Origin of the sequence: Sphingomonas sp. URHD0057 (assembly GCF_000620665.1) — a bacterium.
Taxonomy (GTDB): Bacteria; Pseudomonadota; Alphaproteobacteria; order Sphingomonadales; family Sphingomonadaceae; genus Sphingomicrobium.
Map to the genome: position 1 here is coordinate 987,073 of NZ_KK211162.1, position 17,947 is coordinate 1,005,019.

The window sequence follows — 17,947 nt, forward strand, 5'->3', positions numbered from 1 at the left end:
ACTGTGTCGCGATCCCTTCTTCCCTTCCGAAGGGGACTCCGCGGTAGTTTAGCCCTCGAGCGCCGCCATCAGGCTGGCGTTGCCGCCGGCGGCGGTGGTGTCGATGCAGGTCACGCGCTCGGTCGCGAAGCGGGCGACGTAATGCGGGCCGCCGGCTTTGGGTCCGGTCCCGCTCAGCCCCTCGCCGCCGAACGGCTGGCTTTCAACCACCGCGCCGATCTGGTTGCGGTTGACGTAGAAGTTTCCGACATGCGCGTGCTCCTCGATATAGTCGCGCACGGTGTCGATCCGGCTCTGCAGGCCCAGCGTCAGGCCGTAGCCCGTCTGATTGATATCCTTGACCACCTGTTCGAGGCCTTCCGCGGGGAAGCGGACGACGTGCAGGATCGGTCCAAAGTTTTCGTGATTCAATTGGCTTAGAGAACTAATTTCATAAAACGCGGGAGCAACGAAACAGCCGTGCGCGGCGTCCTTCGGCAACGCCAGCTGACAGACCTTCTTCGCATTCTTGCCCAGCCATTTGATATGCTCGTCGAGCAGCCGCTTGGCGTCGCCGTCGATCACCGGGCCGACATCGGTTTTGAGTTCGCTAGGGTCGCCGATCGCGAGCGCGCTCATGGCCCCCGCGATCATCGCGATCATTGGATCGGCAACGTCGTCCTGGACGAACAGCACGCGCAGGGCCGAGCAGCGTTGGCCGGTGCTCTGGAATGCCGAGGAAATGACGTCACGGGTGACCTGCTCGGGCAGCGCCGAGCTATCGACGATCATCGCATTCTGGCCGCCGGTTTCGGCGACGAACGGGATGATCGGCCCGTCGCGGTCGGCCAGCGTGCGGTTGATCATGCGCGCGGTTTCGGTTGAGCCGGTGAACACGACGCCGGCAAGCAGCGGATGCGCGGTTAGCGTTCCGCCGACCACCCGGCCTTGCCCGGGCGCGAGCTGGACGACGTCCTTGGGGATGCCGGCCCGATGCATCAGCTCGACCGCAAGCGCGCCGACCAGCGGCGTTTGCCCGGCCGGCTTGGCGATAACCGCATTGCCCGCGGCCAGCGGCGCCGAAACCAGGCCGGTGAAGATCGCCAGCGGAAAATTCCATGGCGATATGCTGGCGAAGACGCCGCGGCCGTGGAGGCGAAGCTCGTTTTGTTCACCGGTCGGCCCGGGGAGCGGCATCGGCCTGACGAACTGGCGCCGCGCTTCAGAAGCATAGAAGCGGAGGAAATCGACCGCCTCGCGCACTTCGAGCACCGCGTCGATCAGGGTCTTCCCGGCCTCGCGAATGCACAGCGAGAAGAGCTCTTCCCGATGTTCCTCATAGAGATCGGCGGTGCGGTCGAGCAGGGCTGCGCGCGCCTCGCCGCCGAGCGCATCCCAATTCTGCTGCGCCGCGTGGCCGGCGCGGGCCATCCGGTCGACTTCGGCGGCCGTCGCTTCGAACACCATGCCGACGGTGATCCGCCGGTCGTGAGGCGAGGTGACCGGCCTGGCCTCGCCTTTCCCGAGCGTTGGGCTGGCGGTCCAGCTGCGGGCTTCCAGCGCCTTCAACCGCTCGAGCAGCGGCTCGCGGACGAGCGGGTCGGACAAATCGACGCCAGCGCTATTGTGCCGTTCAGCTCCGAAGACATCGCGGGGCAGGATGATCTTGGGATTGCGCTTGGGTTCCAGCGCTTCGAGCTCGGCCACCGGATCCCTGACCAGCTCGTCGAGCGAAAACTGCTCGTCGGCGATGCGGTTGACGAAGCTCGAGTTCGCGCCATTCTCAAGCAGCCGCCGGACGAGATAGGCAAGCAGCTCCTTATGGCTGCCGACTGGCGCGTAGATGCGCACCGGCGTCGGCGTCTCGCCAATCCCGCGTTCGAGCTCGGCCAGCTCGTCGTACAGCGCCTCGCCCATGCCGTGGAGGCGCTGGAACTCGAAGGCCTTGCCGTGGGCAAGCGCCTTCACCTGGCCGATGGTATTGGCGTTATGGGTGGCGAAAGCGGGGTAAATGACGTCGCTCGCGGCGAGCAGCTTCCTGGCGCACGCGAGATAGGAGACGTCGGTCGCGACCTTGCGCGTGAACACCGGATAATCGCTCAGCCCGGCGACCTGCGCGGCCTTGATCTCGGTGTCCCAATAGGCGCCCTTGACCAGCCGGACCATCAGCGTGCGGCCGTGCGCCCGCGCTGCCTCGGCGACCCAGTCGCACAAAGCGGCGGCGCGCTTCTGATAAGCCTGCATGGCGATCCCGAAGCCAGCCCAGGAGCTTCCATCTTTTCTTGGCGCGAACAATTCGTCGTCGGCAAGAAGCGCTTCGAACACGTCCATCTGCAGCTCGAGCCGGTCAGCCTCCTCGGCGTCGATGGTCAAATGCACGTCGGCGCGGCTCGCCTTCAGCGCCAGCGCGCGGACCACCGGCACCACCGCCGCGACCGCTTCTTGCGCATGGCTGTATTCGAAGCGCGGGTGAAGCGCGGTCAGCTTGACCGAAATGCCGGGAGAGCGGCGGAAACCGTCCTTCGCATCCTTGGCGATGCGGTCGAGCGCACCGGCATAGGCCTCGGCGTAGCGCTCGGCATCGGCGAACGTGCGCGCCGCCTCGCCGAGCATGTCGAAACTGTGGCTCAGCCCCTGCCGCCGCTCGGGCTCGCCGCGCTTCATCGCTTCGTCGATGGTGCGCCCAAACACGAAATTGCGGCCGAGGATCTTCATCGCCTCGCGCACAGCGGTGCGCACCACGGGCTCGCCGAGGCGGCCCACGGCACGGCCGAGCGCCGCCTTCCAATTGTCCGACCGATCCTGGGCGCCTTCGAGCACCTTGCCGGTGAGCAGCAGCGAGAAAGTCGCGGCGTTGACGAACGACGAATCCGATCGTCCCAGCTTCTCCGACCAATCGGGCCCCGCAAGCTTGTCGGCGATGAGCTCATCGGCGGTGTGCGCGTCAGGGATGCGCAGCAGCGCCTCGGCAAGGCACATCATGGCGATGCCCTCGTCGCTGCCAAGATCGTAGGCGTGGAGGAAGGCGTCGATCCCGGTCGCCTTGTGGGCGCGAACGCCCTTGACCAGCGCGCGCGCCATCGCCGTCGCTTCGCCCAGCGCCGCTGGCTCCAGCCGAGCCTCCGCCAGGCGCTCGGCGACGACCTCCTCCTCGTCGGGACGATAGGCGCGGCGCAGCGCCGAACGGTCGATTGGGCTAACGAGCGCCACCGGCGCTACGCGAGCTGGCCGTGGCAATGCTTGTACTTCCGCCCCGAGCCGCACGGGCATGGCGCATTGCGGCTGAGCGGCGCTTCGACCACCTCGGCGGAGCCTTCATGCTGGGGCATGGTCGGCTGCGGGATGTTGAGCGGTGGCAGGTTCGACAGGATCGCGCCGGTCGCCGCATCGATGTCGGCAGTGTCGTCGTCGCCCGAGAACGGGTCGATGTGCTGGGTAATGAAATCGGGCAGGCCCGGCGGCGGCCCTTCCTCCAGCTGAACCTGAGCCCGCATCAGCACGCGAGTCACTTCCTCGCGGATCGAGACCAGCAGCCGCTCGAACAGCAGGAAGGCCTCCTGCTTATATTCGTCGATCGGCTTCTTCTGCGCGTAGCTGCGCAGGTGGATCACCTGCCGCAGCGCGTCGAGCGTCGCCAGATGCTCCTTCCAATGGTGGTCGAGAGTCTGGATCAGAATCTGCTTCTCGACGTCGTTCCAGCGCTCGGGCTCGAGGCCGTGGACCTTGGCGGACATCGTCGCTTCGGCCGCCTCGTTGAGCCGGTCGATGATCATCTCCTGCTCGACCGCTTCCTCGTGAAGCCAGTCGTCGATCGGCGGCTGAAGCCCGAACACTGCCTCGACGCTCTCCTTGAGCCCGGCGACGTCCCACTGCTCGGGATAGCTTCCCGGCGGGCAGTGCACGGTGACGAGCGCCGCCGCGGTCTCGACGCGCATGTCGGCGATGACGTCGTTGACGTTCTCGGCGTCCATGATGTCGGCGCGCTGCTCGTAGATTACCTTGCGCTGGTCGTTCATCACGTCGTCGAATTCGACGACCTGCTTGCGGATGTCGTAGTTGCGCGCCTCGACCTTCTTCTGGGCCGTTTCGATCGCCTTGGAGATCCACGGGGAGACGATCGCTTCGCCATCCTCGAGGTTCTTCTGCATCATCCGCGCGAACAGCGTCTGCGGTCCGAAGATGCGCAGCAAATCGTCGTCGAGGCTGAGGTAGAATTTGGACAAGCCGGGATCGCCCTGCCGGCCCGAGCGTCCACGCAGCTGATTGTCGATGCGCCGGCTCTCGTGGCGCTCGGTGCCGAGGACGTAGAGCCCGCCAGCCTCGAGCACGCGCTGCCTCTCGGCGGCGATCTCGGCGCGGACCTTCTCGGCCTGCGCGTCATATTCCGGCGTTCCGGCGACAAGGTCCGGAAATTCGTCGAGCATCCGGAAGTCGAGGTTGCCGCCCAGCTGGATGTCGGTGCCGCGGCCCGCCATGTTGGTCGCGATCGTCACCACACCACTTCGCCCGGCCTGCGCGACGATGTGCGCTTCCTGCTCGTGGAAGCGGGCATTGAGGACCGAGTGCTTGACGCCCTGCGCCTCCAGATATTCCGACAGCATCTCCGATTTTTCGATCGAGATGGTGCCGACGAGCGCGGGCTGGCCAAGCTCCTGCTTGAGCTTGAGCTCCTCGGCGATCGCCGCGAACTTCTCGGTTATCGTCTTGTAGAAGACGTCGTCCTCGTCGATGCGGAGGACCGGAACGTTGGTCGGGATCGCGACAACGTTCATCCGGTAGATGTCGAAGAATTCGGGCGCTTCGGTCATCGCCGTGCCGGTCATGCCCGACAGCTTGGGGTACATGCGGAAATAGTTCTGGAAGGTGATCGAAGCGAGCGTCTGGTTCTCCGGCTCGATCGCCACGCCCTCCTTCGCCTCGACCGCCTGGTGGAGGCCGTCCGACCACCGGCGTCCGTCCATCATCCGGCCGGTGAACTCGTCGATGATGATGACCTTGGCGTCCTTGACGATGTAATCGATGTCCTTCTTGAACATCATATTGGCCTTGAGCGCCTGGTTGAGGTGGTGGACGACCTGCGTGTTGGCGATGTCGTAGAGGTTGCGCCCCTCGATCAGCCCGGCCTCCTCGAGCGCTCGTTCGGCCTTCTCCGTCCCGTCTTCGGTGAGGACGACGCTCTTCTGTTTCTCGTCCTTCTCGTAATCCGCTTCGGCCAGGGTCTTCACGATCTTGTCGGCTGAGATGTAGAGATCCGACTTGTCGTCGGTCGGGCCCGAAATGATCAGCGGCGTCCGGGCCTCGTCGACCAGGATCGAGTCCACCTCGTCAACGATCGCGAAATGGAATGGCCGCTGGACCATCTGATCGCGCGAATATTTCATATTGTCGCGCAGGTAATCAAAGCCGAGCTCGTTGTTGGTCGCGTAGGTGATGTCGCTGTTGTAGGCGTCGCGCCGCTGCTCGTCGGTGAGGTTGGGGACGATGACGCCCACGCTCATGCCGAGGAAGCGGTAGATTTGCCCCATCCAGTCGGCGTCGCGGCGGGCGAGATAGTCGTTGACGGTGACGACGTGGACGCCCTTGCCCTCGAGCGCGTTGAGATAGACCGCAAGGGTCGCAACCAGCGTCTTGCCTTCGCCGGTCTTCATCTCGGCGATCTCGCCGCGATGGAGCGCGATGCCGCCGATCAGCTGGACGTCGTAGTGACGCTGGCCGAGCGTGCGGGTGGCCGCCTCGCGCACCGTGGCGAACGCCTCGGGGAGAAGCGAATCGAGCTTCTCGCCGGCCGCCAGCCGCTCACGGAGGCGGTCGGTCTGGCCGCGCAGTTCGTCGTCGCTGAGCGCGCTGATCTGCGGCTCGTACGCGTTGACCGCGTCGACATATTTGCCAAGGCCCCGGACATAACGATCGTTGGCCGATCCGAAGATGCTCTTTGCCAGTCCGGCGATCATGGAAATTCCTTAAAAACCGCGCGTTTCGCGGAGAGCCGTGTGGCTCTTTGGCGACGCTCGGGAAACCGTCGCGGGCGATGTAAGGAGCGGCCTAGCCGTAGTCAATTAAGAGGAAGCGTATGGGACAGACCGGTGGATGCATGTGCGGCAGCGTGCGGTACGAGTTGCACAGCGAGCCTTTCGACGGCGGCTGGTGCCATTGCCGAACCTGCCAGCTGAACAGCGGCGCGCCGGCTATGGCTTTCGCCAGCGTCAAGAACGGCGACTGGGTGGTCACCAGCGGCCAAAGCGCCCTGCGAACGATCCGGTCGAGCAGCTTCGGCCACCGCACCTTTTGCGGCGAATGCGGCACGCCGCTCCATGTGAAGGTCGATCATCAGCCCGATACCGTCGATTTCAGCATCGTCACGCTCGACGACCCGAACGCGATCGCGCCCGAGTTCCATATCTTCTGGTCCAGCAAGGCCGACTGGTTCCCCGGCCTCGATTTGCCAAAGCATGCTCGATTTCGTCCGGATACGCGCGGGCTCAGCGGAACCGAGCCGCCCGATGATTCATCGCTCGTCGGCGGCGGTTAGCCGGCGCTCGACTGGGCCGGCGCGTCGAGATTGCTTTCCAGCCACTGCTGGATCTGGCTGCGCGGCGCCGCGCCAACCTTTTGCGCGATCGGCTGGCCGCCCTTGAACAGCAGCATCGTCGGGATTCCGCGGACTCCGTAACGGCCGGGAATATCCGGGTTTTCGTCGATGTTGAGCTTGGTCACCGTCACCTTGTCGCCAAGCTCGCTGGCAATTTCCTCCAGCGCGGGGGCGATCATCCGGCACGGCCCGCACCATTCGGCCCAGAAATCGACGAGGACAGGGCCTTCGGCGCCAAGCACATCGGTGGCGAAGCTCTGGTCGGTGACGGTCTTTGTAGCCATGGCGGGCGAATCTCCATCTGGGCAATCGTTAACGGCAATATGGGCGCTCGATCGCACCCTCTCAAGGTATCAGTTCGATGAGCTTTGGTTCATTTGTGTAGAGAAGCGCGGCCCGGACCGTGCGCCCCGGGAAGATCACGCCCAGCGCTTGCGCATAGGCTTCCATCTGGGCGCGGTGCGCCGCGGGAACGTCGCCGTCACTCGCGGGCACGCGACCGGTCTTGAAGTCGATCACCGAAATCCGGTCCTGCTCAACCAGCAACCGGTCGACGGTGCCGGCAATCACGCGGCCGTCGGGCAGCGTCGCGGCGAGCGGCGCTTCGCCGAGCGACCCGAGCCCGAACAGCTCGCCGAATTGCGGGTCCGACAGGATTCCGCACACCTGGTCGGCGATTTCGGCGCGCATTGCCGCATCATCGACTCCCGCCGACCGCTCGAGCCAGGTCAGCGCTGCCTCGCGCCGCCGCTCGCCTTCGACGGACACGAGCCGTTCGAACAGCTGATGGATCAAGGTTCCGCGCCGGGCGGCGGCGCGCATCGCGATGCTCGGCGGCGGAGCAGCTTCGTCGTCGGCGGCGATGGCCGAGGGAGCGAGCGGCCGCGGCGGGCGTGCTTCAGGCGGCGCCGCCCGCAGCGCCCAGTCAGGCACAGCCACCGGCGCAAGCTCGAGCTTCGCCTTGAGCCGTTTCGGCGGACCAGGGCTCGCTCCGTAAGTCAGCGCCGGCCCCCACGGCCCCTCGGCCACCTGAGCCGAGAGCGATTGCAACGCCTGCTCGACAATGCGGTGCCAGCAGTTCACCGGCCGCGGATCGGAACCGTCCTTTTTCGCCTTGGGCTCGACGCCGGTCACGATCAGCCGGTCGGCAGCGCGAGTAAGCGCCACGTAGAGCAGCCGCCAATGCTCTTCGAGGTCGCGTTTCTCCCGTTCGGCGATCACCTCGTTGAAGACCGGCCCCCGCCCCTCCTTCCTCGGGCGGAGGAGCGGCACCTTCCCCCACGGCGGCACCTCGAAGTCGAGAGTCAGCGGCACTCGTCCGAGCCTCGCCGGGTCGGCGGTCGCATCGGCAAGGATGACGACGGGCGCCTCGAGGCCCTTGGCGCCGTGTACGGTCATCACCCGCACCTCGTTCGCCGGCTGGCCGGGATCGCGCTGGACGTCGACCGTGCCGCGCGAGAACCAGGCGAGGAAGCGCTCGAGCGACGGCGTTTCATTGCGTTCGAAGTCGAGCGCGCTGTTCATCAGTTCGTCGATCGCGTCGCGCGCGGCCAGGCCAAGGCGGGAGTACAGCTTGCGCCGCCCCTGCATTGCGCCGGTCAGGATCGTTTCGAGAAAGCGCGCGGGGGTCGTGAAATCCGCGATCCGGTGCAAGTCCGCCAGCGCCTGATGCGCTTCGGCAAATTCGGACGCGCGTTGCCTTAGCTCGCGCCACAGGCTGCCGCGGCGTTCGAACGCGAGCTCGCGCAATCGGTCCTGGTCCCAACCGATCAGCGGCGACACCAGCAAATTGGCGAGGTTGAGATCGTCGTTCGGTTGAATCGCAAACCGCATCGCAGCGAGGAGGTCCTGGACGACGATCGGCTCGTGGAGCTGGAGGCGATCGACGCCCGCCACCGGGACCTCCGTCGAGAACAGGCGCGCGACGATCAGCGACGCAAGTTCGCCGCGGCTGCGCACGAGGATGAGGATATCGCCCGGGGTCAACGGCCGCTCCGTCGACGGCAGATAGGGCGCGTCGTCGACCATCCTCTTGATCTGCCCCGCGAGCGCCTCGGCGTAGCGGCGGTCGCGCAGGCTGATCCAGCGCTCCTCCCCCTCATCGGATTCGTCGTCGCTCGCCTCGATCCTGAACGGCGCCCACAGCTCGACCTGGCCGGCGCGCCCCGAATGATGCGCGCGGTGCGGTGGTGGCGGCTCAGCCAACGCCATCGCCTGGTGGCCAAGCGCACCGATCACGGCATCGACGACGTCGAGGATCGGCTGCGCGGAGCGGAAGCTCGCGGCGATCGACAGGTCGCGGAATTCTCGCGCGCGACGCCGAAACAGGTCGAGCGTGTCGGCACTGTCGGAGAGCGAATCGGCGAGGCGCTTGAAGTGCTCGCGCGCCTCCTGGAAGCGCCGCGGATCCGTGCCCTGGAAGCCGTAGATCGATTGCTTGAAGTCGCCGACCATGAACAGGGTCCGGTGGCGCTCCTCGCTTTCGCTCGAGCCGCTGAAGAACTCCTCGACCAGCCGCTCGATGATCTCCCATTGCGCGGCGTTGGTGTCCTGCGCCTCGTCGACCAGGACATGATCGATCTGGCGATCGAGCTTGTAGCGGATCCAGTCCCCCATCCCGGGTTGAGCGAGCAGGCCCCTGGTCCATTCGATGAGGTCGTTGAAATCGGCGACGCCGGCGCTGCGCTTGGCCTGGGTGTAGGCCGCGGCGAACGCCTGGCCGGCGCTGAGGCCGGCGGTCATGTCGGCCGCCAGCCGCGCTCCGTTCTGAATCCGCAGCAGCTCGCCGACGAGGTTCGCCAGCCGCCACGCCTGTGCCTCGTAATCCGGCGCGGCCTTGGTCTGCCCCGCGGATACGCGCGGCGTGCCCTTGTCCGTCAGCACCACCTTGCGCAGGCCCTGCAAATCGGCGGCGCGCTCGATCGGGGTCAGCGACAACCATTGCTCGATGACCTCGGCGTGGCCGATCCCCGACCGTGCGCCCCATTTGCGATTGGCGTCGGCGACCGCGCGCAGCAGGTCACAATCGAAGCCGGCGTCGCCGCATTGCTCGGCGATATATTGCTCGACCGAGCCCTCGGGCAGGTCGAGCAAGCGGCGGATCGATTGTTCGATCCTCTCCCGCGAACCGAGCGCCGCAAGCGCCTCGTGACGGCGGGCGCAAATCTGCAAATATTCGACCGCGCCAGCCTCGCCGAGGCGGATGCTCAAGGTCTGGACGTCGCGGATCAGTTGCTGGTCGCCGCGCTCTTCCGCCGCGACCATCAGCTCGGCGAGCGTGCGCCGCACCAGCTCCTCCTCGGCGCGACCCTCGATCGCCTGGAAGCCCGGCACGATCCCGGCCTCCGCCGGAAAGGCGGCAAGGATCGATTGGGCGAAGCTGTGGATGGTCTGGATCTGCAGCCCGCCCGGGCAGTCGAGCACCTTGGCGAACAGCTGGCGCGCGCGCTCCCGCGTTCGCGGGTCATTGGATTCGCCGAGATGATCGAGATCCGTCGCCAGTTCGCTGTCCTTGAGGCGCACCCAGCGCGCCAGCCGCGCCCCGATCCTGTTGGCCATCTCCGCGGCAGCAGCTTTGGTGAACGTCAGGCACAGGATCGATTCCGGCCGCGCGCCCTGGAGCAGCAGGCGAAGCACTCGCGCGGTCAGGACTTGGGTCTTGCCGGTGCCCGCCGAGGCGGACAGCGCGGCATGGGCCTGGGGATCGGACGCTCGCGACTGCTCGCCCTTCAACTGCGGAAGCGGTTTGAAGCGCGCGCTCATTCGGCTTTCCAAGCGAAGCCGGAGGCCATAGAAAACCGCCAATGACCGACGACAATGACAAAGCGAGCGAAGAGCGTCGCACGAAACTGGTGAAGGCGGGAGTCGCCGTGGGCATCGGCTCGGCGGCAATCGTCGCCGCGCTGCTTTATGCCTCCAAGGTCAAGAAGAAGCCGCGCCGCTAGGGTCATGAGCGGCCGTACCATTCTTCGAGCCGCATCAATTGATCATAGTCCCCATAGGGTGCGTAAGCCGGGTTGAGCTTGGCCGTGAACGGTTCGGCGCCCGTCAGCCATTTCTGCACGGCATCGGCAAAGTTCGCGTGGGCATGGGCGAGGAACTCGCCGGGCGCCATGTCCTTGTCGGGCGCCATCAGCCGCCCGAACCGGCCGCGGTAGCGCGCAAGCGACCAATATTCGAACGCGGTCGGATCGCCGCTGACGCCTTCGAACCCGCCGGCGCGCCCGATCAGGCCGAGCAAGCCAAGCTGGAGCGCGAACCCGGCGTCGACCGCTTTTTGCGTCGGCGGGGCGCCGGTCTTGTAGTCGATTATCGCAAGTCCGCCGTCGGCGAGCCGGTCGATGCGGTCGGCCCGGCCGTGAACTATCACGCCGGCAACCGCTGCCTCGCCTGCCGCCTCGGCCTTGAGCGGGCGCCGGCCAGTCGCCCGGTTCTCCCGCTCCAGCTCGGCTATCCAGTCGATCGCTTCGAGCAGCCGGGGCGCCCACAAGGCCCGCAACATCGGATGGATGCCCTGATCCTGCAGCAAGGCCTCGGCCCGCCATCGCAGCTTGGCCGGGTTGCAGTCGTCCTGGTCGAGCCATTCCTGCATCGCGGCATGGACCGCAATGCCCTTCCACGCCGCGGAATAATCGGCATCGACCGGATCGATCCGGCGCAGCTTAAGGATGGATTGAGCATAAAAGGCGAAGGGGTCGGATTTGAGCCGGTCGACCTGCGTCACCGAGATGCGGTCGGGCCGCTGCTCGGGCGGCGGCGACGGCTGCGGACGGGCAGCGGGCGTGGACGACCCTGGGTCGTCGAGTGCCTGTGCCATCCGCTCGAGCCGGACATCGCGCGGCAGGCCGCCACTCAGTGCGTCAAGCCGCATCAACAGGCGCGACGCCACCGTGGGCGAGCGGCCGTCGCGCCTGGATCGGGTGATGAGCACCTCGGGCGCGCCCAGCGCGCTCGCGAAATCATGCGCGGCGAGGCCGATCCGAAACTCCAGCCCCGGGAGATTGAGCTTGGCGCGGACCTTGGGCGCGAGCCAAGGGTCCGGCGCGGCAAGCGGCGGCCAGGTGCCCTCGTTCAAGCCGCCGAGAACCATCAGGTCGGTCCGCTGCAGCCGCGCTTCGAGAAGGCCCCAGATGAAGACGCGGGGATGACCGCCGTAGGGGGGGCGGACCGCGCGCGCATCGAGCAGGTCGCGGAGCAGCGGCACTGCATCGTCAGCGGTGACGATCAGCTCCGCGGCCGCCGGCGATGCCTCGATCTCGGACAGCAATTCCGCGGCCATGCGCCCGGCCGGCCCGCGCCAGGCGGAATCGCCGGCGACGGCTTGAACGGCGGCGCCCAGCCCACCGCTGAACTGCGCCAGCGACATCGGCTCCTTGAGCAATTCGTCGACCGCGACGAAGCGCGGCCGAACCGTCCGCCACTCGCGCACCTCCTCAAGCTTGCCGTCGAGCCCGGCAAGCCCTGCGGCGGGGCGCGGCCCGCGCAGCTTGAGGTCAACCGCCCGCACGGCGTCGAGCCAGGCGAGGCGCTCCTCGCCCTCCCCGCCGACCAGCGGATGCTTGGCCAGCGCCAGGAGCGTGACCGGCGCAAGGTTTTCCGCGGCCGCCGAAGCCACTCCAAGCAGCAGGGTTCCGGGCGCGGTTTTCGAAAGCGGGCGGCCCGCGCTGTCGTCCGCTTCGATTCCCCACCGCGCGAGAAGCGCGGAGACTCGCGACGCCAGCTGCCGGTCGGGCGTGACCAGCGCCGCCGTCTTGCCTGGCGTTTCGAGCGCCTCGCGCAGCGCCAGCGCGATCGCCTGAGCCTCTCCGGCGGCATGCGGCAGGGTTGCGAGCCGCACGCCGGTCAGGCGGCGTGCGCTCGGCCCCAGGCTCCCCCATTTGTGCGAATAGTCGGGTGACGCCATGGCATTTGCAACCGCCCGGGCCCGCGTCGGCGACGAGGCGGCGCCGCCGGTCGATCGCCATTGCCGCACTTCGCCCCGCGCAACGCCCATCCGGTCGAGCAGCAGCTTGAGATGGAATTGCGGATGGGTTTCCTCGCCGTGGCCACGCTCGTCGGGCCCAAGCGCGTCCCACTCCTCGTCCGGCATCAGATTCGCGAGCCACAGGCCGGGAATCACCACCATTCCCTCGGGCATGCGGGCGACGCGCGCGACGAGGTTCGCGACCGCCGGAGCGGCGGTCGTGATCCCGGCGGCGACGGTGAATCCGCTCGGCGGATCGCACCTCCAGCGCTCGGCGACCCGCTCGAGCTGCCGGTTGCGGCGCTCGGCAAGGTCGATCGCGCCGGCGTCGCTCAGCAGCTGCGGCCACACCTCGTAGATCAGCTGAAGCTTCTCCAGCGATTTGCGCCAATGGCCCGCCACTTCGTCGCTCTCGGCGATGGCTTCGCGCAGCCGGGTTGGCTCGACCTTCTCGATCAGCAGCGCATCGAGCGCGCGCGCCAGGTCGGTGGCGAGGCGGACGGCGTTGGCGCTGCCTTCGCCCTTGATCGTCGATCCCAGTCTCAGCAGTCGTTCCAGCGGTTCGATCGACGGCGGCACCGGCGCCCCTTCGTCGATCCGATCGAGCGCGCCGCCGATCCGCTCATCGAGCTCCGGGTCGCCGACGGGGATCAGCCGCGGCAACAGGAGGCCGCTGCCGCTCGCGCGAACGAAAGCCTCCGTCAGCGCTCTCACGGCGCGATTGTTGGGCAGCAGGATCCGGCCGCCGGCGAGGCCGAGCGGATCCTTCCCGAAGCGCTGGATCAGCCCGGCGGCAAGCGCGTCGGCGAACGAACGATGTGACGGGATGGTGAAGACCGCGACGCGGTCAGACATTCTGCAATGCCGTTTCCGTCAGCTCGATCGATTGTGGCGTCCCGACGTCAAACCACAGCCCCTGATGGACGGCGCCGAAGCATCGTCCCTCCTCGATCGCCCGGTCCCACAGGATGTTGGTCGAGAACGGCCCGTCCGGTGCATCGCGCAGCACGCGCTTCGAAAGCATCTGGATGCCGGTGAAAACGAACGGCGCGACGTGACTGCGCTGGCGCCGGCGCAGCCGGCCGGTGCGCGTCATGTGAAAGTCGCCAATGCCCTTGTGGTTGAGCGCCCGCGCCAGCGGAACCAGCAGAAGCAGCGCATCCATCTTCGCATCGTCCCAGTGCGACGCCAGCAGCTTCAGCGTGTCAGCCGGGCCGTCGACCCACAGATTGTCGCTGTTCAAGGCCAGGAACGGGTCGCAATCGATCAGCGGAGCCGCTTGGACTAGCCCGCCGCCGGTCTCCAGCAGCAGCTCGCGCTCGTCGGAGATCACAACCTCGAGGCCGTGCGCTCGGCTGGCCAGATGCGCTTCGAGCGCGTCGGCCAGATAGTGGACGTTGACGACGACCTTGCGCACACCCGCCAGCCGCAGCTTTTCGAGCACATGGTCGAGCAGCGCCTTGCCGCCGACTTCGATCAGCGGCTTGGGCCGGGTCGCGGTCAGCGGACGCATCCGCTTGCCCAGCCCGGCGGCCATGATCATCGCGGTATGGGGCACCTCCGCCGGCACTTCCGCCCGGAGCCGAAGGGCTCGCCGGGCCTCGCTCATGCGGCCTCTCGCCAGGGATCGCGCCGATATCGCGCCGGGACGTTGGCGTCGAACCAGTCGCGCACCGGCTCCAGCCCCGGTTGTTCCAAGTCGCGTTCGAGCAAGCCCCACATCCGCGGCTGGAATTGCCGGTAGTGCGGTTTGTTGTCGCGCTTCCACAGGCGGGTGAAGACGCCGAGAATGCGCGTGTTGCGCTGGGCGGCAAGCGCCCAATAGGCCCGCTCGAAGGCCTCACCGTGGCCGGTCGCGGCGATGTAGCGGTCGATCATCGCGCGCTCGATCGCCGCAGGAACGTCGCGCCGCGCATCCTCCAGCACCGACGCGAGGTCGTAGGCCGGGTGACCCGACAGTGCGTCCTGGAAATCGAGCAGGCCGAAATGCTCGACGCCGCCGCGCCCGGCCACCAGCATGATGTTCTCGGCGTGATAGTCTCGCAGCACCGTGACGGGACTCATCCCATCGCCCGCGACCGGACTCAGCGCACGCGTCCACGCCTCGCGATAGCCCGCCGCATCGATCTCGAGCCCAACCGCCGGGCAATACCAATCGGTGAACAGCTTCACCTCCTCGAGCCATTGGTCGAGGCCGTGAACCGGAAGGCCGGGCATGGGCCGGTGCTGATGGAGGTGGATGAGGACGTCGGTCGCCACCTCATAGAGCTCGCGCTCCCCGTCCGGATTGTCGTCGAGCCATTCGCGCAGCCGCCAGTCGCCGAAATCGCCGAGCAGGAGCAACCCCTTGTCGAGGTCGCGGGCGATGATTTCGGGCGCGCTCAAGCCGACCGAGGCCAGCCACTCGGCGATCGCCACGAACGGCCGCGGATCCTCGTGCGGCGGCGGGGCGTCCATCAGGACCGCGCTGCGATCCCCCTGGACGACGCGAAAATAGCGGCGGAACGACGCATCGCCCGCAAGCGGCAGGACGTCGGCCCCCTTCCACCCGCAAGAGGCAAGGAATTCAGGAGCATGGGCAGGCGGAGTCATCGTGGAGGCCATCGTCCCACCCATGCCGGGGGCACTTGGGCTGTCAAGTTTCTGTCGCCATTCTGCCCGAACTCGAGCGACAAGCGGAGCGCGTCGGGCCAGATTCCCGCGCCCGCTCGCTCGGGCCATTCGACCAGCAGGATCGCGTCCGCGGCGGAATCGAGGCCCAATTCCTCGATCTCGGACGGATTTTCGATCCGGTACAGGTCGACGTGCCACACCGGAGGGTCCAGGTCCTCGTAAGGCTGAACGATCGAGAAGCTGGGGCTCGGCACTTCTCCGTCATGTCCGAGCGCGGCGATGACCCCCCTCGCGAGCGCCGTCTTGCCGACACCGAGCGGCCCCGAGAGCGTGATCACGTCGCCCGGCTTCGCCGCCTGCGCAAGGGCTGCGCCCAGACGCGCGGCTGCGGCTTCATCCTGGAGGATCATTTCGCGTCGCGCGGGACCGTGATGGTGACGGTCGTGCCTTTCCCTTTTTTCGACTGGAGGTCGACCGTGCCGCCGTGGGCTTCGATGAACTGGCGCGTCAGCGGCAGGCCGAGCCCGAGCGCGGCCTCGCCTCGAACGCCCTCCTCGACGACGCGGTCGAACCGGTTGAACACGCGCGGGACGTCCTTGGCCGCGATCCCCATGCCGTTGTCGCTGATCTCGATCACCGCCTCGGTCTCATCGCCGCTCGCCTTGAGCGCGATCCGCCCTTTGCGGTCGGTGTAGGCGATGGCGTTCTGGAGCACGTGCTCGACCGATTCCCGGATGCGCCGGGCGTCGCCGAACACGAACCCGGCGTCGGGCGAAATGTCCGCCTCCAGCTTTTGCGCCTTTTCCGCCGCGCGCGCCTGGGCGGTCTGGACCGCGGCCCGGCACAGGCCGCCGATATCGACCCGTTCGCGCTCCAGCGCGACGCCGCGGCTGTCGCCGGTCGTCAGGTCGAGCACATCGTTGATCAGCTTCGACAACCGCTCGACGGATTCGACGATCGCCGAGACATAATCCTGCCCCTTGGCGCTGAGCTTTCCGGCGTAGCCGCCCTCGAGCAGCTCGGCGAACCCGCCAATCGAGGTCAGCGGGGTCCTCAGCTCGTAGCTCATGTTGGCGACGAAGTCGGTCTTGATCCGGTCCGCCGCTTCGAGTGCCGCGGCGCGCTCGCGCAGCGCCGCCTCGATCCGGCTGGAATCGGTGACGTCGACCATGGTGAACAGCGCATTGCCGTCGGGTAGCGGGACGGCGGCGAACTGGAAGTTGCGGCCGTCGGTCATGGCGATGCGGCCATTGGCGGACTGGCGGTCATTGGTGGCCTGCCGCACCATCTCGCGGATCTGCGCCGCCGCGGTCGGATTGACGAGCTTGGGCGCCATTGCCGGCACCAGTTCGTCGACCCGCGGGTGCTCCGAGAGCCATTCCTCGTCGAGCTCCCAATTGTCACAGAAGCGGCGGTTCCACAGGTACAGCCGCCCATCGCTGGCGAACACGCTGATCGCCTCATACAGGTTGTCGAAGGTCGCGGCCCGCACCCGAAGCAAAGTATCGCGCGCCGAAGCAAGCCGCAGCTGCTCGGTGCGATCCTCGAAGAACAGGCGGAGCCCCCCGTCCGGAAGCGGCTGGGCGACGATCCGGATATGGTCGCCGTCGGGCAGCATCCATTCCTCTTCGATGACTTCCTCGGCGCTGGTGAACCAGTTGCGGCGCTCGTCCTTCCACGCCGGGAAGTCGCGGGTCTCGGGCAAGCGATGATTGTCGCGCATGCGGTCGATCAGGCGGTCGAACTCGGGTTGCTCTGCCAGCCACTCGGGGTCGAGCTGGGTCATTACTGCGAACGGGCGATTGAAGAAGCTCAGCGTCCGGTCGCCGTCGAATTGGGCGGTGCCCGCGGTCATGCGATCGGCGAGCTCGCGCTGGGACTCGATGTAGCGCGTGAGCTCGGTCTGCGCGTCTTCGAGGTCCTGGACGTCGACCGCGAAACCGGCCACGGCGCCGGTCGGCAGCGGCACGTTGACGATCTTCAGCATCCGCCGCTCGCCGCGAATGATCGCCGGCTGCATCCGCGACTGGACCCGCCCGGTTTCGACCGCCGTGCGGGCGCTTGCCGCGGGGCTGTCGTCGCCGGCAGCGTCGATCAGCTCCAGGCCCTGGTCGATCACTTGCCCGGCGTCCTTGCCCTCGACCGCCCCGACGAACGCACTGTTGACCAGGCCCAGGCGAAGGTCGGGACCGCGGTACCACATGGGAAACGGTGCCGCCTCAATCAGCTGGGTCAACGAATTGAGCGCGCCTTCGGTTTGCCTCAGGCGTAGTGCGATTTTGGCTTTTTCTTCCTCGCTCGCGCTGGTGTCGAAGAACCACAACAGCATGGTCCCGGCGGGTTCGGGCGCCGGGGCCGGACCGCCGCGGATTTCGAACATCCGTCCCGATCCCGCCGTCCGGACCTTGCGGGAGATCCTCCCGGCCGAGACGCGTGCGGCCTCGAGGTCGTCGGTCAATGCGGCGAGATCGTCGGCGGCGATACCGTGGTCGTTGCCGAGCAGCTCGCCGAGCCGTGACGGCTTGGTGCGCAGCCCGAGCTCGCGAACTAGCTGCGAGTCGATCTCGATCCGCGCATCGGCGCGAACGAGCATCGGCCGTGCCGGGGTCAGCTCGAGCAAGGTCGCATTCGAACGAGCGGCAGCCAAGACGCTCTGGGCGAGCTTGAGCCGGCGCGCGGCAAGGATCGACAGGCCAACCGCGATGGCGAGCCACAGGACTGCCAGGGCGATGGTGACATAAACGGCAGCCGCGTTCCCGTTCACGCCAATCGATCTCCCCGCCCCATAAGCGAGTGAAATAGCT

At 67.2% G+C, this 17,947-nt stretch carries 11 protein-coding genes; 2 read left to right on the forward strand and 9 right to left on the reverse strand.

Translation table 11 applies throughout. The features are described 5' to 3' along the window. Positions 1 to 48: 48 nt before the first annotated feature. Positions 49 to 3,249, reverse strand: coding sequence for a bifunctional proline dehydrogenase/L-glutamate gamma-semialdehyde dehydrogenase PutA (putA, locus tag N539_RS0113925; RefSeq protein ID WP_051531832.1), 3,201 nt, complete (start codon positions 3,247 to 3,249; stop codon positions 49 to 51). After that, positions 3,195 to 5,930, reverse strand: coding sequence for a preprotein translocase subunit SecA (gene secA, locus N539_RS0113930; protein WP_028970759.1), 2,736 nt, complete (start codon positions 5,928 to 5,930; stop codon positions 3,195 to 3,197). Before secA ends, putA begins: the two co-directional genes overlap by 55 nt. Before the next feature lie 140 nt (positions 5,931 to 6,070). On the opposite strand from secA, the gene N539_RS17260 reads away from it, so the two are divergent. Further along, complete coding sequence (locus N539_RS17260; protein WP_269319437.1) at positions 6,071 to 6,508, forward strand: GFA family protein; 438 nt, start codon at positions 6,071 to 6,073, stop codon at positions 6,506 to 6,508. On the opposite strand, the gene trxA is transcribed toward N539_RS17260, so the two are convergent. Together trxA and addA are read right to left on the reverse strand one after the other, a co-directional pair. Further along, a complete protein-coding gene (gene trxA / locus N539_RS0113940) occupies positions 6,505 to 6,852 on the reverse strand; it encodes a thioredoxin TrxA (RefSeq protein WP_028970760.1) in 348 nt (115 codons plus the stop codon). The genes N539_RS17260 and trxA overlap by 4 nt on opposite strands. 61 nt (positions 6,853 to 6,913) lie before the next feature. After that, positions 6,914 to 10,330, reverse strand: a complete 3,417-nt coding sequence (addA, locus tag N539_RS17265) for a double-strand break repair helicase AddA (RefSeq protein WP_051531876.1) — start codon at positions 10,328 to 10,330, stop codon at positions 6,914 to 6,916. Positions 10,331 to 10,371: 41 nt separating this feature from the next. Between addA and N539_RS18670 the strand changes: the two genes are divergently transcribed. Further along, positions 10,372 to 10,512: a hypothetical protein gene (locus N539_RS18670; RefSeq protein ID WP_156029989.1), complete on the forward strand. Its 141-nt coding sequence runs from the start codon at positions 10,372 to 10,374 to the stop codon at positions 10,510 to 10,512. A 2-nt stretch (positions 10,513 to 10,514) separates the two neighbouring features. On the opposite strand, the gene N539_RS0113955 is transcribed toward N539_RS18670, so the two are convergent. Genes N539_RS0113955 through N539_RS17270 form a run of 5 tightly spaced genes read right to left on the reverse strand, consistent with a single transcriptional unit; the run spans position 10,515 to position 17,907 of the window. Continuing rightward, the gene (locus N539_RS0113955) at positions 10,515 to 13,385 is read right to left on the reverse strand and encodes a PD-(D/E)XK nuclease family protein (RefSeq protein ID WP_028970761.1); all 2,871 of its coding nucleotides are present in this window, start codon (positions 13,383 to 13,385) and stop codon (positions 10,515 to 10,517) included. Next, the gene (locus N539_RS0113960; protein ID WP_028970762.1) at positions 13,378 to 14,139 is read right to left on the reverse strand and encodes a nucleotidyltransferase family protein; all 762 of its coding nucleotides are present in this window, start codon (positions 14,137 to 14,139) and stop codon (positions 13,378 to 13,380) included. Before N539_RS0113960 ends, N539_RS0113955 begins: the two co-directional genes overlap by 8 nt. Continuing rightward, positions 14,136 to 15,122, reverse strand: a complete 987-nt coding sequence (locus N539_RS0113965; protein ID WP_028970763.1) for an aminoglycoside phosphotransferase family protein — start codon at positions 15,120 to 15,122, stop codon at positions 14,136 to 14,138. Before N539_RS0113965 ends, N539_RS0113960 begins: the two co-directional genes overlap by 4 nt. Then, positions 15,119 to 15,553 carry a tRNA (adenosine(37)-N6)-threonylcarbamoyltransferase complex ATPase subunit type 1 TsaE gene (tsaE, locus tag N539_RS0113970; RefSeq protein WP_028970764.1) on the reverse strand — a complete coding sequence of 145 codons (435 nt, stop codon included), beginning with the start codon at positions 15,551 to 15,553 and terminating at the stop codon, positions 15,119 to 15,121. Before tsaE ends, N539_RS0113965 begins: the two co-directional genes overlap by 4 nt. Continuing rightward, positions 15,550 to 17,907 carry a sensor histidine kinase gene (locus N539_RS17270; RefSeq protein ID WP_037552798.1) on the reverse strand — a complete coding sequence of 786 codons (2,358 nt, stop codon included), beginning with the start codon at positions 17,905 to 17,907 and terminating at the stop codon, positions 15,550 to 15,552. Before N539_RS17270 ends, tsaE begins: the two co-directional genes overlap by 4 nt. Between the last annotated feature and the right edge of the window lie 40 nt (positions 17,908 to 17,947).